The organism is Marisediminitalea oceani (assembly GCF_003731635.1).
GTDB lineage: Bacteria > Pseudomonadota > Gammaproteobacteria > Enterobacterales > Alteromonadaceae > Alteromonas > Alteromonas oceani.
Window position 1 is genome coordinate 23,561 of record NZ_RCUA01000019.1, and the last position, 14,062, is coordinate 37,622.

Below are 14,062 nucleotides of genomic sequence, written 5' to 3' on the forward strand. Positions count from 1 at the left end.
TCCGTTGATTAAGGTTGTTTTGCGACGAGTTTATCGGCACCTTCAATGACCTTTACGGCCATTCCATTCTGCGGATACTCAGGCAGTGTCATAACAATGCGATCATCAGCGGCAATATCTACCCGAATTAAAAACTCACTGTCAACTTCACGCACTACCTCAACCGGTTTGGCGACCAGTTTGTCGGCTTCATCGAGGATCCACAGTTGACGTCGGGTAATCAGTTCCTGCGGGATTCGGTAAACATTATCGATGGTCTTACCGGTAAACGACACTTTAGTGTAAGCACCAAACCGCAGCACAGGCTGTTGCGTAGTTAAACCGTAAGGGTCGTTAACTCTGGCTACCAGGTGGGTCATTCGAGTCGCGCTGTCGTAAATGCCTGAGTCGCGAACGATGGTGGCAGAGCGTTTAATTTCGTCGGTTGTGCCGTTAAGCAAGGAGACTGTTGCTTCAATACCATTGAGGGCTTCAGGCAGGAAGGCCTGGTCGAAACGTGCCAGAGGGAAAGTCACTTCGCCTACTTCCACATTGTACAAGGTGGCCGCAGAGGTTCCCACGGTAAGAAAATCCCCTTTACCAATAGAGCGACTAACAATTAAAGCATCGTAGGGCGCAACCACCTCAGTGTTGGCGAGGTCACGCTTAGCAATTTTCATTTGTGCCTGGGCGGCCTTAACCGCTGCTTCAGCAGATAAAATCTGTGGCTTACGCAGGTATAAATCGGTTACTCTTGAATTGGGTAAGGTGGCGGCTTCACGCTCGGCAACATTGGCCAGGGCTTTTTCTTCTATCAGCGCTGCCTGAGCATTGGCGAGCGCTGATTCTGCTTGTAACAGGGCTGCGGTGTACGCATCTTTTTCAATTGAGAACAGCATCTCGCCACGCTTAACAATGCCGCCGGCAACGAATGTCGGATTCCATTCTACCACTTCTCCGCTCACCTGGGCCGCCAGGCGGGTGCTTTCTAATGGCGCAAGTTCGCCGAAAGCTTCAATATTTATGGCAAAGGATTCTGGCTTTAACTGGGTAACCCGCACGGTCGGACGGGTGTCGACCGACTCGTTTTCTTCTGTGGTGTCACCTAGCGCGGTAACAGTCTTCATTGCTCCAATCCCCAGAACAATGATGGCTATTGGTAAGATCACTCTTATCAACTTCATATTTTGTACTTCCTTTGACCCTGGATACGCTTTTCTTTAGATTTATATTATGAGCGATGACAGCCATCGGATCGCTTTATAATTGTAACGAACTATTAAAAAGTGATACTGCGAAAGCCTATCGTTTTAAGGTGTTAATGATGACGCACTTAGCACCTTATTGCGACCCTTTTCTTTGGCCCGGTAAAGTGCCTTGTCTGCCAGTGAAAGGGCATTGTTAAGACCATTTTCCAGGTGAATTTGCGCCACACCAAAGCTGGCGGTAATTGTCAGTGAGGTGTTTTTGATTTGTACCGGCGTTGCTTGAATTGTTTCGCGGATTTTCTCAGCCAGTACCACGCCATTGCTCTCATTGGTGGTAGGCAGAACAAACAGAAATTCTTCGCCGCCCCAGCGTGCCACGCCATCCTGTTCCCTGATGACCTCCTTAAACAGGTCAGCAACATGCTTAAGCGCAATGTCCCCACCATCATGGCCGTAGTTATCATTGACCTGTTTAAACCGATCAATATCACACAGAATAAGGGTTAGTTGTTCCTGCTGCCGTTTAGCGCGGTTTATCTCGTGATCGATAAACTTCTGAATGCCGCGCCGGTTAGGCAGGTTGGTCAGCGCGTCATATAATGCCTGTCGTTCAAATTTTTCACTGATATCGCGAATGATGATAAAGCTGGTTTGCCGGCTGTGCTCGTAAAAGGCCGATAAAAAGGTCACGGTGGCGAAAGACAACAACAAACGCACTTTAAATTCGTGCGTATAACTGGCGATCAGCAGCGCATCACCGGGGGTGAACAGAATGACCGCGCACAGCGCGATAAACAGGCCAACGGTAATAATCCCCCAGAATACCCCGGCAAAAAACATGGCGACCGGGGGCAGCACAAAAATCCATAGCGGGCCGGTGCCAGCCACGCCACCGAATATGACCAGATACAGCATCAGACTAAGCAGGCAGAGTACCAGCAGGGTAGGGGCAATAATATGATTGTTTTTTAACTTACTGTGCAGCAACACCCCTTTACACAGGCCAAACAGGGTCGCCGATGACAGCAACACAATGCCAAGAGTAAGCTGTTCGTTGAAAAGGGCTTTGATTCCCAGTACCAGCGTGATGGACATGCCCACTATCGCGAACAGGTTGATAACGACTATCTTGCGATTAGTGTCTTCGTCATGGCCGGGGCGGCAGCCACTGGTGATAAGGCTATCGAATAGCTTAGTAAAAATGATGTAAGGGTTATCTGCCTGCTTCAACTCTGGTTACAACATCGTTGGTTAATTTATCGATCAGCAGTCGCATCTGCGATACTGAAAACGCAAAACCATCCTTGTTGAGTGGCAGCCAGTAATTAAACCGGACAATCTGCGGTGGCGCTCCGTCTGTTTCCAGCCTGAATTTTCCTTTCAGAACCAGTCTGCCATCATAGGTTGGAATAAAGTCGTCCAGCTGTATATCTAAAATGTACTCCGGTTGGGCAGGATTTGTCCACTTGCTTTGCACTCGAAGACGCATTTTATGCTTCACAGACAAGGATTCGCTAAACGCCATCTTAAAGTCACGGTCAAAGGGCTCTGCCCAAACGTGCTTTGGCGCGAAATGTATTTCGCTGTCGCTGAGCTGTAAACTGAGGTTACGTTGCTTTAAATAATCCGGTGCACTCAGCGAGCGTAAAAAAATCGTGGGCTGGTTGCTGATATCGGTACTCGACTCCGCGGCCACCAGCGTTGGCTCGTGCAGCATATAATAATTTAAACCGATTGGCTTACTGCTGCAGCCTGCTAACCACAGCACTGCAATGCCTGCTATCCACTTTTTCATTGGTCTTGCTCCTGCGCCTGAGGCTGAATATCTATCTCGGCATTATCTGAGAAAATCAGGCCATTCGGGGTTTTATTAAGTTGCATCAGCAGTGGTTGAATGGCCCTGAGCGTTTCTTGTAATGAGTCTACGGTATTGGCGATTTCCGCTTTACTTAACCCGCCCTCTGAATAGTGCTGCAGGAGACCCTCAAAGGCTTTTAAACTGTGCTGGATCTGATCGTTCAGTGCTTCCGTGTCGAGCGCCGCGATGGTTTCGTCGAAATTGTCACTGGTCTCATTCACCGATTCGGCGGCAGCGTTGAGGGTTTCTATTACGGCGGTAATATCTGCAATCAGGGTTTCCAGCGGTAATGCGTTGATTTTATCTAAAATGGCGTCGGCTTTTTGGGTCAGCTGAGTAAACTCACTGGAGACGGTGGGAATAACGTCTATGTCATTCACTGATAGCAGTGATGCCGTTTCTGGCTGGTCTACATGCTGTAAATCAACAAATAAGCCACCGGTTATAAAGTTACCCATGCGTAACGTGGCTCTGAGATCTTTACGGATCCAGCGGCCCAGGCGGTCGCGTAAAAAGGCCAGTCCTTCTTCGCTGTCTTCCAGGCGCGCTTTACCCGGATAAATATTAATTAATACCGGAATAGGATACTCATCATCCAGTAAGCTGCCGATGTCCATGTTATTGGAGTTAATCGCGGCGACTTTACCGATTTGCAGGCCACGGTATTCCACTGGCGCACCCACGGTAAGCCCGCGCACGCTTTCGTCGATGAGCAGCACGTATTGTGCAGCATAACGAAAGCGTTCATCTGCGGCAGCGTTATAGTCGCCATAAATTACAAATTCAGCGTTATCATCGATAGGTTGGCCTTTGGTATCGCCCTGGGGGTTACCAAAAGTCACACCGTTGGCCAGTAAAGTTTCCAGACTACCGGTCTGGATTGTGAGGCCGTTAGAAGCCAGCTGCAATTTTACCCCACTAACGTTCCAGAACCGTGTGTTTTCATCGATTAACTTGTGATAGGGGGCATGAATAAATGCCCGGTAGGTTATACGGCCTTGCTCAACATCAAAATGGACTTCCTCGAACTCGCCAACCTTAAAGCCTTTGTAAATGATGGTATCGCCGGGCTTATAAGTTAAATCGTCGGTATCGCTGCGTAACTCTACGTGTAAACCAGGTGTACCCGGTGGCGTAACCGGCGGGCGTTCCAGCGCGGTAAAATGATCCTGTTCGGTTTGCCCGGCTTCGGCGGTCATTGCGATAAAGCTGCCGGAAAGTAACGTGTTGAGACCAGACACCTCAGAAAAAGATACCCGCGGTGCTACTACCCAGAAACGGGTATTTTCATTGAGCAGCCGGGCTGCGCTTTTTTCCAGTCGGGCAGTTACGGTGACCCCATCAAGCTCGGGCTTGAGTTCGATTTTTTTTACCTGGCCAACATCCAGATCGCGGATTTTAATTGGTGTTTTGTTGACCTCGATGCCACTGGCGGAACTCATATCGATGGTGATCAGTGGGCCCTGATTTTGCCACTGGTAATACACCATCCAGGCGCCAATCAATAACGCAATAATCGGAATTACCCAGACTTTGGATATTCGCGTTGTGGGTTTTACTGCTGCATCATCGGTCATAAATCTGAGTCTTTCCTTTGCTGCCAGATTAAGCGGGAGTCAAATGTCATCGCGGCCAGCATGGTAATAAAAACCAGTGCACAAAATGCCAGCGCTGCAGGGCCAGGGTGAATCGCCAGGGTACTGCCAAGCTGGATAAGTGCTACAAGTATAGCCACCACGAATACGTCTATCATCGACCAGCGGCCAATAAATTCGATAAACCGGTAGTAGCGGATTTGCCTGCCGGGATTCGTCAGTTCTTTAAATTGTACGGCGTAAGTTAATCTGGCGAGTACCACCAGTTTGGCCACCGGAATAACAATACTGGCGACAAATATCACCATGGCGACCGGGTAAGAACCCGACTCCCATAACGATATCACGCCGCCCATAATGGTATTGGGCTCTGAACTGCCAAAAAGCTCTGTGCTCATTATGGGCAGTGCATTAGCTGGAATATACAGGATTAACGCCGTAAACAGCAATGCCCAGGTTCGCTGAATACTCAGGCTCGCCACATGCGGTGTAAGGGGGGTTACTTGTGGTAATTCACCATTGTGCAGCCATAGCTTGAGGCGGGTATCGTCAAAATAAAACAGCGCTGCACTCATACAAACACTGAACAGCACAAAGGCATAAAAGGACAGGCCGATAGCGATATCAGCCAATGAAGTTATTTTGATCAGACTCACCAGAGTACCGAGCAGAAAAATTTCCGCCATGCTCCAGGGCATCAGCCATTCTACCCAGCGCAGCAGGGTTTTCATCCAGGGGCTTGGTGTGGTCAGTAAACGGCAACTGAGCAGGATAATTAAGCCCGTCAGCACCAGCCCTGGCAGTACCAGAGTAGCCATGCCGGTGATCACCGCCAGAGTGACATAATCCTGCTCCACCAGCACATTCAGACCACCTGGTAAATCGATACTGTTTTGCTGCCCGTTGGCTCTGAAAGAGAGAAAGTTAAAAGGTAACGACAGCACTAAAAAAATCATCGCTGACAGCGATAAGGCCAGCGACGCGGGCATATCATTGCGGTGGTAAATACTCAGTGTATAACCGCAGCGCGGGCATACAGCACGCTGTTTATTCTGCAAAGCCGGTACGTTAACATTGGCTTCGCACTGAGGGCAGGTGATATTACATAGAGGAGGCGCTGACATCACGGGCGTCGAAAAGTGTTTTAGTTAGCTTAACCTAAACACTGGCGACTTAAAATAGAACGGGGCGCTTAAAGCGCCCCGTGAGTATTCAAATAACCGGTAGGAACCAGTCACTTAGTAGCTGGCGTTACCCGGAGTACGTGGGAACGGAATAACGTCGCGCACGTTTTGCATGCCGGTCACATAGGCTACCAGGCGTTCAAAACCTAAGCCAAAACCAGAGTGGGGTACGGTACCGTAGCGACGCAGGTCGCGATACCAGCCATAGTCTTCCTTGCTCAGGCCCATTTCTTCCAGGCGGTTATCGAACACATCAAGACGCTCTTCACGCTGTGAACCACCAATGATTTCACCGATACCCGGGGCCAGGACGTCCATCGCCGCCACGGTTTTACCGTCGTCATTTAAGCGCATGTAAAAGGCTTTAATGTCTTTCGGGTAGTTTTGCATGATAATTGGCGCACCAACATGCTCTTCAGCCAGATAGCGCTCGTGTTCACTGGATAAGTCAATACCCCAGCTCACCGGGAACTCGAAGTCTTTGCCACAGTTCTCTAAAATGGTAATCGCATCGGTATAATCCATGCGTACGAAGTCGCTGCTGATGAGTTTTTCCAGACGGGTGATAGCATCTTTGTTAATGCGCTGGGCAAAAAATGCCATATCATCGGCACGTTCTTCCAGAACCGCTTTGCATACATATTTCAGCATGTCTTCTGATAACTGGGCGATATCGTTCAGGTCGGCAAAGGCCACTTCCGGCTCTATCATCCAGAACTCAGCCAGGTGACGGGACGTGTTGCTGTTCTCTGCCCTGAACGTTGGTCCGAAGGTATAGATTTTAGACATGGCACAGGCGTAGGTTTCACCGTTCAACTGGCCGGATACGGTCAGGTAAGCTTCGCGCCCGAAAAAGTCTTCGCTGTAGTCCACATCGCCTTTGTCGGTTTTTGGGATGTTCATCATATCCAGCGTTGAAACGCGGAATAATTCGCCCGCACCTTCAGTATCGCTGGCAGTAATAATTGGCGTGCTGATCCAGAAATAGCCCTGTTCATGGAAAAAGCGGTGAATCGCCTGTGACAAACAGTTACGAATACGCGTTACAGCACCAATAACGTTGGTGCGGGCGCGTAAGTGGGCGTGTTCGCGCAGATATTCGATGGAATGGCGCTTAGCAGCCATAGGATACGTATCCGGGTTCTCCACCCAGCCAACAATTTCCACTGCCGTGGCGTCCAGTTCCAGTGCCTGGCCCTTGCCTTCTGAGGCTTTTACATTCGCGGTAACCACCAGTGAACAGCCTGCCGTTAAACGTTGAATATCGGCATAATTGGGTAAGGTATTGAGTGCAATGACCTGTACTGGGTCGAAACAACTGCCATCATGCAAAGCAATAAATGAAAGGCCTGCTTTTGAATCGCGACGGGTACGAACCCAGCCTTTTACCGTTACCGATTCGCCAACCGCGTACTTACCAGCCAGTACGTCAACTACGGGGGCGTGTGTCATGGTTACTTTCTCCAATCAAAGTGTGTCTTTATTTAATCGCAAATCATCGCATAGGCTAAGCGTGATTGCATCCAGATTCATTAAACAAAATGGCGTGTTGGCCGATATTAAGTACAAGAGCGGTAAAAATGCCGTTTTTCATCCGTTGCCTGCTTGAATAATAAGCAGTGTGGTAGTCTCTTTAGCCAAACAGGCGCTAGTATACTCAATCGCTTTGAGGATACTAGCGATACAGATGTAAATGACAACGAAACAAGTGCAAAAATTTGGTCAGGAACGCAGGAAGAAATCCCGCGAGCAGGATACTTATTACAAGGTGGTTGTTACCTTAAATTCCCTCGCCTGGTTATCGCTGCTTATTTGCTTAATTTTATTTCATTTCGCCCGGCCGGAAATGGTTTCCGGTGTGCAACAGTTCTGGGGAATTGAAGGGCGCACCAGCTGGTCTGCTGAATATATCGATGCGCTGGTAATGTTACTGCAGGCTTGTCTGGTAACCAGCTTAGTCACCATGTTTTTGCGTTCGCGCCGCAACCGCCGTAAAAGCGACCGTTATGGTGTTAACTTATTTATTCTGGCCGGGATCAGCTCATTGAGCCTGGTTACCCTTAATGCTGCAGCGCTGTCATGAGCCAGCGCTGCCAGCAATTATTACTAGCCGCCGATAAAGCTACTGTTAATTAAATACCAGGTGTAACCTGCGTATGCGGCTACAAACACACCACCTTCCAGCCTGTTCAGGCGACCAGGCCCCTTAAGGCCAATACAGAAAATAAACAAAGCAACCGACGCCACCAGCATAAACAGGACGTCGCGATAGAGGAAGTCTGAGCTGACTTCCATGGGGTGAATGACCCCGGCAATGCCGACAACCGCCAGGGTATTAAACATGTTGGAGCCAATCACGTTGCCAAGCGCAAGGTCGTGTTCGCCTTTTTTCACCGCAACCAGTGAAGAAGCCAGTTCCGGTAAGGACGTGCCAATGGCAATAATGGTTAAACCAATAACCACATCACTAACACCAAAGTAGGTCGCAACTTCCACCGCGCCCCATACTAATAATCTGGAGCTGGCTACCAGAATGATAAGCCCTATTACCAGCCACAGAGTCTCCTTCTTAAGGTTAGTATCGGCAAGATTAAGCTCTTCATCGTATTCTGCGGCGAGGGCGTCTTTGTCGCCGCTCATACCTGTCCAGATACTCCAGGAGATCAACAGAATAAACAGGCCGAGCAGGGAAAAAGCGTCATCTTTTGACACTTGTAAATCGAGCACCTGCCAGGCTGCAAAGAAGGTCAGGCCCAGCATGATAGGCAGTTCTTTACGGATAATTTGAGAGCGAACCGCTATCGGGCTGATAAGCGCCGTAATACCAAGAATTAGTGCGATGTTAGCGATGTTGGAGCCGTACGCGTTACCCAGTGCGATGCCTGAACTTTGTTCCATTGCGGCAATAATCGACACGATGATCTCTGGCGCTGAGGTGCCAAAGCCAATGATCAGCATCCCGATAAGAATTGGCGACAGGCCAAAATGTTTGGCAACAACCGCAGCGCCTCCAACAAACTTATCTGCACTCCACAATAATAAGGGTAACCCGACGAGAATAGCGACACTCGCTAACAACATATAATCTCCTTGAACAACCTGTGCACCAACCAATGGTACCGGGGTAGGCGCAGAATAGAGCATAACCCTTTCACATTGCAAATACATCAGTCGCAGCAGAAACAAAACAGGTCGTAACGATAAAAATAATCCGTTATTCGCGCGACTCGCTTACCAGTACTATAGCGCAATAAATCAACGCTGGCAGCGATCTGGCAATAGGGCCGATTGTCTGCGAACGTTCGTGTAAGGACATTCAACTTTTCATGCATCACACTCTGATTGTGGCAAATCAACACATCACGCTGGACGTACCCTCATTAACCGTTTTGAGTTTTGAGCAATATCTGTCGGATTATCCAAAATGGAACGAACCGAAAACGCGGGTTATTAACCTCTGTGACACAGACCAATACCTGAGTAACGGTTATTACTGTTCATTGCTTGCAGAAGCCCGGCAGCACCGGGTGATCCCCAGTGTAAATACCATTAATGATTTACGCCTGGTTAAAGCCGGACAGGAAGGTCAGTCGCTGGTCATTAAACCTCAGGAAAAGGCCATTATCGAAAGCCTTGGCGGTGAGTTTTTTGTGTGCTTTGGTAAAACGGAAGACAGCCGTCTGAAACGTATTGCCGCCTCTGCTTTTGGTCGTTATCCAAGTCCGCTGTTGAAGCTCACCGTTCGTCAGGAGCAGGCCACTGTTGCCTGCGTATCGGTAGGTTTTAATGCGATCCCGGAGGCGCTGCAAAGCAGCTTCGTTGAGCGACTGAGTCAGTTTACTCAGCAGCAATGGCGCACTTCAGCAAAGAACAAACAATCCCGCTGGGACATGGCGATTCTGGTCGACCCGCAGGAATCAACGCCACCCAGTGACAAAAAAGCCATAGCCCAGTTTGTTAAAGCGGCTGGCAAAGCGGGCTTCCATGCCGAAGTGGTAACCGCAGAGACCATTGGTGACGTGGCGCAGTACGATGCCCTGTTTATTCGCGAAACCACTGCGATTGACCATCAGACTTACCGCCTGGCTCGCGCTGCGGAGCGTGAAGGCGTGGTGGTAATGGACGACAGTCAGTCCATATTGCGTTGTTGCAATAAGATTTTCCTGCAGGATGCTTTTAGTTATCACAAGGTGCCTGCACCAAAGAGCCAGTTTGTGACCGATGCAGAATTAACTACGTGTGAGGCTTTAATAGATACATTGCAGTTGCCAATTATTTTAAAGCTACCGGAGAGCTCCTTCTCCAAAGGCGTATATAAAGTGGAAACTCTGGCTGCCTTGCAAGACAAACTCGCTAAGATGCTTGAAGCCTCCGCGTTAGTGCTGGCCCAGGAGTACATTTTTACGGAGTTTGACTGGCGCATAGGCATGCTTGGTGGCCGGCCAATATATGCCTGTAAGTATTTTATGGCGCGTAATCACTGGCAGATTTATAACCACGCAGATGGTAAATCAGACTCGGGTGACTTCGTTACCATGCCAACCTTCGAAGTGCCTAAACAGGTACTCAAGGCGGCGATTGCGGCGGCTGATGTAGCGGGGAAAGGGCTGTACGGCGTGGACATAAAACAACGGGGTAATAAAGTTTATGTGATTGAAGTGAACGACAATCCCAATATTGATGCCGGCATTGAAGATAAATACCTGGGCAACGAATTATACTTGCTGATCATGCAGGAATTCGTCAGCCGCCTTGAACGCCGGGGGCGCCAGGCATGAACGCCGAACATTCGCCCTGGTTGTTAAGGCCTGCGCATAACAGCGATCTGGCTGCGCTGCTGGCGCTGGAAAATAATTGTTTCAGTGCTGACAGGCTTAGTCGTCGCAGCTTCCGACATTACCTGCACAGCAGCAATGCTGAGATGGTGGTGGCCGATGCCGAAGGTGAGCTGGTGGGTTATGGATTACTTTTAGTCCGGCGTGGTACGTTGCTAACCCGCTTATATTCGCTGGCTGTTGCGCCACAAGCGCGCGGGCAGGGGATGGCAGAAGCTATTATTGGGTATCTGGAAAAACGCGCAAGTAAACGCGGCAAACGATATATGCGGCTGGAAGTGGCTGAGCACAATGCGTCGGCCATCAGACTCTATACACGGTTGGGGTTTGAGTCGTTCGCGGTGACTCCCCACTACTATGAAGATGACGCCACCGCCATCCGCATGCAAAAAGCATTGCCGCTGGATACACCGGATATTCAGCACAGGTTATGCCCCTGGTATCAGCAATCCACGGCATTTACCTGTGGGCCAGCCAGTCTGATGATGGCGATGGCTATGATTGACCCGTCGGTGCGGTTATCCCAGGCTGAAGAGTTCGCTATCTGGCGTGAATCGAATACCGTTTACATGACCAGCGGGCCGGCAGGCACGCACCCATTAGGTTTAGCAATGTCAGCCATGGAGAGGGGCTTTGATGTCAAAGTGTATTTAAGTCACGAAGGGCCACTATTTGTCGACGGCGTACGCAATGAGCACAAGCGCCAGACCCTGGCCATCGTTGAGCAACAGTTTGTGGTAGAAGCCGAAGCTCGTCAGGTACCGGTATTCTACAGTAACTGGCTGGATATTCTGGATAAGGAAGCCAATACACCGCATAGTGCACTGATGTGTTTAATCAGTACCTATCGGCTGGACCGCTCTAAAGCGCCCCACTGGGTAGTGCTCACCGGGACCGATGAACACTGCGTGTATATTCACGATCCGGACCCTGATACCGACACGGCCGTATCACGATATCTCGATTACCAGCACGTGCCCGTTGCCCGGGAAGACTTCCAGCGCATGACCAGCTATGGCAAGCGCCGGGTTCAGGCCGCGATTGTGTTACGGCGGCGGCTCCCGGAACTGGGGAGCGGCGAACTAATGTGCAGTGATTTTGATCTGGCGGTTTAAATTCCGCATAGCTTCAACTAACTGCAGTAAATCATTAACTGTGCCTTTGAAAGCCGAACGCTTGGTGACCATCTGATTACCTGCGTGGCTTAACTGACCCTGGTTGGCCGGATCGAACATTTCGGTTTTCTCGGCCAGAGAATCCCACTCTGCCTGGAATGAGGCAGGGATAAGGTGACGCTTGGCCATCAGTTTGTCTCTGATTTGCAACAGTTGGCCAGTAATTAATGTCTGATTTTTCGGTGTATCTGTCATGGTTATTTTCCTCACTTCAATCGCATGGCCCTTGAAAGTGGGGCGTTTCGCGATACTGGATAAATATTAATCGATAAATTGTAAATAAAAGGTGTATACCATGATGATCAGGTAGCAATTTTGATACCTGAATAAGCACTCAGGTATAAAAAAGTTAATGGCTGAAGACCTGACGGTGCTTTTTGCGTCGATGGCGAAGCCAGGCTACCGGTAGCCAAAGCAGTAAATACAGGCTAAGAGAGGTAATCAGTGCAGAGCCAACGGCCTGCGGTTTGAGTGGCAAAGATGGCTGGTAGAGGTTTAACACCTGACCGAGTCGCTGGTACTGGGCAGGTTGAGCAAAATACCAGGCTTGCTCAAAATAGTTGCTGGTGCGCAGGTTATTCAGGGCTTGCTGAGCCTCTTTATGTGCCAGCAACACGGTTTGTTTGTGCCTTGCATCGTCACGCACCAGCGCGTCCTGATTGGCCTGCAGGGCAGTGAGCATAGCGTTGATATCGGTGTAACCGTAGGTGTCGGCCAATTGCTGATAATGATCTACCTCGGCCTGGGTGGCATCCACATAGCCGTTGAGATATTGCACATAATGGTCGGTGACAATCGGCACCTGTAGCATCAGGATGAGTAGCGCGGCAAACACTATCTTGTCGATTAATCGCAGGATAATCATTGATTGCGCGCTCCTTAATGTCTTAACCGTAAGTGTGGCTCAGGCAGTGATAGATGGCATCACTTAAGCGGCTGAGATGCTCAGATGAAATGACGTAGGGGGGCATAATATACACCAGCTTGCCAAATGGTCGGATCCACACGCCATTTTTTACAAACAAAGGCTGTAAACGTTTCATATCTACCGGGTGTTTGGTTTCCACTACGCCAATAGCACCTAATATTCTGACATCCTGCACGCAGGCAAGTTCATTACAGCGGGAAAGCTCGGCTTTAAGCTGGGTTTCTATGCCTTGTACCTGAACCTGCCAGTCACCCTGATTAATCAGTGATAAGCTCGCACCGGCCACCGCGCATGCCAGCGGGTTACCCATGAAGGTGGGACCGTGCATAAATACGCCGGGATTACCTTCACAAACACCGCGTGCCACATCCTCGGTACACAGCGTGGCCGCCAGCGTCATGTAACCGCCGGTCAGAGCCTTGCCAACACACATAATGTCCGGGCTAATCTCGGCATGATCGCAGCCAAACAGCTTACCGGTGCGACCGAATCCGGTGGCAATTTCATCGCAAATCAGTAACACATCGTAAGTATCGCAAAGCTGACGACATCGGCGTAAATATTCGGGATGATAAAACCGCATTCCGCCAGCACCCTGCACAACAGGCTCGAGGATCAGCGCCGCCAGCTCTTCGTGGTGGCGGGCAAAAAGCTCTTCCAGCGGCAGAATGTCGTCTTCACTGAAAGCCTGACCAAAGCGGGTCTGTGGCGCTGGAGCAAAAACGTGCTTGGTTAGGCTGTTGGTAAACAGGCTGTGCATGCCATTAACCGGATCACAAACCGACATAGCGGCAAAGGTGTCGCCGTGATAGCCATTGCGGGGCGCAATAAGCCGCGATTTTTCCGGTCGGCCCTGACACGCCCAGTACTGTACGGCCATTTTAATGGCCACTTCCACTGATACTGAGCCGGAGTCAGCCAGAAATACCCGCTCAAGGCCCGCCGGTGCCATGCTTAGCAGCTGCCGGCACAGATTAACGGCTGGTTCGTGGGTCAGGCCGCCAAACATGACATGGCTAAACTTATCAACTTGCTGGTGGGCGGCGGCATTGAGTGCCGGGTGATTGTATCCGTGGATAGCGGCCCACCAACTGGACATACCGTCAACCAGGGTTTCTCCCGAGGCCAGGCTAATCTCGGCACCACTGGCGCCACTGACCTCAAAACAAGGCAAGGGATCGATGGCTGAAGTATAAGGATGCCAGATATGTTGTTGGTCAAATTCTTTGTTGGTTAAATTATGCACAATAGTAAAGTTTAAAAAGTTAATTTGGTTGACAAGTCTTTGCTGCCGCATAGA

The 14,062-nt window shown here is 49.9% G+C and carries 13 protein-coding genes; 3 read left to right on the forward strand and 10 right to left on the reverse strand.

What is annotated here, in order from left to right; translation table 11 throughout:
* Window positions 1–8: 8 nt before the first annotated feature.
* The 6 genes from D9T21_RS06595 to asnS form a co-directional block, all read right to left on the reverse strand.
* Window positions 9–1,163, reverse strand: coding sequence for an efflux RND transporter periplasmic adaptor subunit (locus tag D9T21_RS06595; protein WP_105933460.1), 1,155 nt, complete (start codon window positions 1,161–1,163; stop codon window positions 9–11).
* A gap of 126 nt (window positions 1,164–1,289) precedes the next feature.
* Window positions 1,290–2,417 carry a GGDEF domain-containing protein gene (locus tag D9T21_RS06600; RefSeq protein WP_105933461.1) on the reverse strand — a complete coding sequence of 376 codons (1,128 nt, stop codon included), beginning with the start codon at window positions 2,415–2,417 and terminating at the stop codon, window positions 1,290–1,292.
* Window positions 2,401–2,982, reverse strand: a complete 582-nt coding sequence (locus D9T21_RS06605; protein WP_105933462.1) for a PqiC family protein — start codon at window positions 2,980–2,982, stop codon at window positions 2,401–2,403. The genes D9T21_RS06600 and D9T21_RS06605 overlap by 17 nt, the downstream gene beginning before the upstream one ends.
* Window positions 2,979–4,622: an intermembrane transport protein PqiB gene (gene pqiB, locus D9T21_RS06610; RefSeq protein WP_105933463.1), complete on the reverse strand. Its 1,644-nt coding sequence runs from the start codon at window positions 4,620–4,622 to the stop codon at window positions 2,979–2,981. Before pqiB ends, D9T21_RS06605 begins: the two co-directional genes overlap by 4 nt.
* Window positions 4,619–5,764 carry a paraquat-inducible protein A gene (locus D9T21_RS06615; RefSeq protein WP_105933464.1) on the reverse strand — a complete coding sequence of 382 codons (1,146 nt, stop codon included), beginning with the start codon at window positions 5,762–5,764 and terminating at the stop codon, window positions 4,619–4,621. Before D9T21_RS06615 ends, pqiB begins: the two co-directional genes overlap by 4 nt.
* 114 nt (window positions 5,765–5,878) lie before the next feature.
* Window positions 5,879–7,276 carry an asparagine--tRNA ligase gene (gene asnS / locus D9T21_RS06620; RefSeq protein WP_105933465.1) on the reverse strand — a complete coding sequence of 466 codons (1,398 nt, stop codon included), beginning with the start codon at window positions 7,274–7,276 and terminating at the stop codon, window positions 5,879–5,881.
* 241 nt (window positions 7,277–7,517) lie between these two features.
* Between asnS and D9T21_RS06625 the strand changes: the two genes are divergently transcribed.
* Entirely contained in the window at window positions 7,518–7,907 is a 390-nt protein-coding gene (locus D9T21_RS06625; protein ID WP_123324261.1) for a hypothetical protein, read from the forward strand.
* Between the two features lie 23 nt (window positions 7,908–7,930).
* Here the strand turns inward: D9T21_RS06625 and D9T21_RS06630 are convergent, their stop codons facing one another.
* Window positions 7,931–8,905 (reverse strand): calcium/sodium antiporter, encoded by a 975-nt coding sequence (locus D9T21_RS06630; RefSeq protein WP_105933467.1) that lies wholly within the window; start codon window positions 8,903–8,905, stop codon window positions 7,931–7,933.
* 245 nt (window positions 8,906–9,150) lie between these two features.
* Here D9T21_RS06630 and D9T21_RS06635 point away from each other — a divergent pair, with 245 nt between their 5' ends.
* Both D9T21_RS06635 and D9T21_RS06640 read left to right on the forward strand, forming a co-directional pair.
* A complete protein-coding gene (locus D9T21_RS06635; protein WP_123324262.1) occupies window positions 9,151–10,602 on the forward strand; it encodes a RimK family protein in 1,452 nt (483 codons plus the stop codon).
* Window positions 10,599–11,774 carry a GNAT family N-acetyltransferase/peptidase C39 family protein gene (locus D9T21_RS06640; RefSeq protein ID WP_123324263.1) on the forward strand — a complete coding sequence of 392 codons (1,176 nt, stop codon included), beginning with the start codon at window positions 10,599–10,601 and terminating at the stop codon, window positions 11,772–11,774. Before D9T21_RS06635 ends, D9T21_RS06640 begins: the two co-directional genes overlap by 4 nt.
* On the opposite strand, the gene D9T21_RS06645 is transcribed toward D9T21_RS06640, so the two are convergent.
* From D9T21_RS06645 to bioA, 3 genes are all read right to left on the reverse strand, one after another.
* Entirely contained in the window at window positions 11,742–12,029 is a 288-nt protein-coding gene (locus D9T21_RS06645; RefSeq protein ID WP_105933470.1) for a hypothetical protein, read from the reverse strand. The genes D9T21_RS06640 and D9T21_RS06645 overlap by 33 nt on opposite strands.
* Before the next feature lie 154 nt (window positions 12,030–12,183).
* Window positions 12,184–12,699, reverse strand: a complete 516-nt coding sequence (locus D9T21_RS06650; RefSeq protein ID WP_105933471.1) for a DUF2937 family protein — start codon at window positions 12,697–12,699, stop codon at window positions 12,184–12,186.
* 22 nt (window positions 12,700–12,721) lie between these two features.
* The gene (gene bioA, locus D9T21_RS06655) at window positions 12,722–14,059 is read right to left on the reverse strand and encodes an adenosylmethionine--8-amino-7-oxononanoate transaminase (RefSeq protein WP_123324264.1); all 1,338 of its coding nucleotides are present in this window, start codon (window positions 14,057–14,059) and stop codon (window positions 12,722–12,724) included.
* Window positions 14,060–14,062 lie beyond the last annotated feature (3 nt).

Bases quoted from the DNA above. Each gene is read 5' to 3' on its own strand.
- D9T21_RS06595 (WP_105933460.1), bottom strand. From the start codon at position 1,163: ATGAAGTTGATAAGAGTGATCTTACCAATAGCCATCATTGTTCTGGGG.
- D9T21_RS06605 (WP_105933462.1), bottom strand. From the start codon at position 2,982: ATGAAAAAGTGGATAGCAGGCATTGCAGTGCTGTGGTTAGCAGGCTGC.
- pqiB (WP_105933463.1), bottom strand. From the start codon at position 4,622: ATGACCGATGATGCAGCAGTAAAACCCACAACGCGAATATCCAAAGTC.
- D9T21_RS06615 (WP_105933464.1), bottom strand. From the start codon at position 5,764: ATGTCAGCGCCTCCTCTATGTAATATCACCTGCCCTCAGTGCGAAGCC.
- asnS (WP_105933465.1), bottom strand. From the start codon at position 7,276: ATGACACACGCCCCCGTAGTTGACGTACTGGCTGGTAAGTACGCGGTT.
- D9T21_RS06625 (WP_123324261.1), top strand. From the start codon at position 7,518: ATGACAACGAAACAAGTGCAAAAATTTGGTCAGGAACGCAGGAAGAAA.
- D9T21_RS06630 (WP_105933467.1), bottom strand. From the start codon at position 8,905: ATGTTGTTAGCGAGTGTCGCTATTCTCGTCGGGTTACCCTTATTATTG.
- D9T21_RS06635 (WP_123324262.1), top strand. From the start codon at position 9,151: ATGCATCACACTCTGATTGTGGCAAATCAACACATCACGCTGGACGTA.
- D9T21_RS06640 (WP_123324263.1), top strand. From the start codon at position 10,599: ATGAACGCCGAACATTCGCCCTGGTTGTTAAGGCCTGCGCATAACAGC.
- D9T21_RS06645 (WP_105933470.1), bottom strand. From the start codon at position 12,029: ATGACAGATACACCGAAAAATCAGACATTAATTACTGGCCAACTGTTG.
- D9T21_RS06650 (WP_105933471.1), bottom strand. From the start codon at position 12,699: ATGATTATCCTGCGATTAATCGACAAGATAGTGTTTGCCGCGCTACTC.
- bioA (WP_123324264.1), bottom strand. From the start codon at position 14,059: ATGCGGCAGCAAAGACTTGTCAACCAAATTAACTTTTTAAACTTTACT.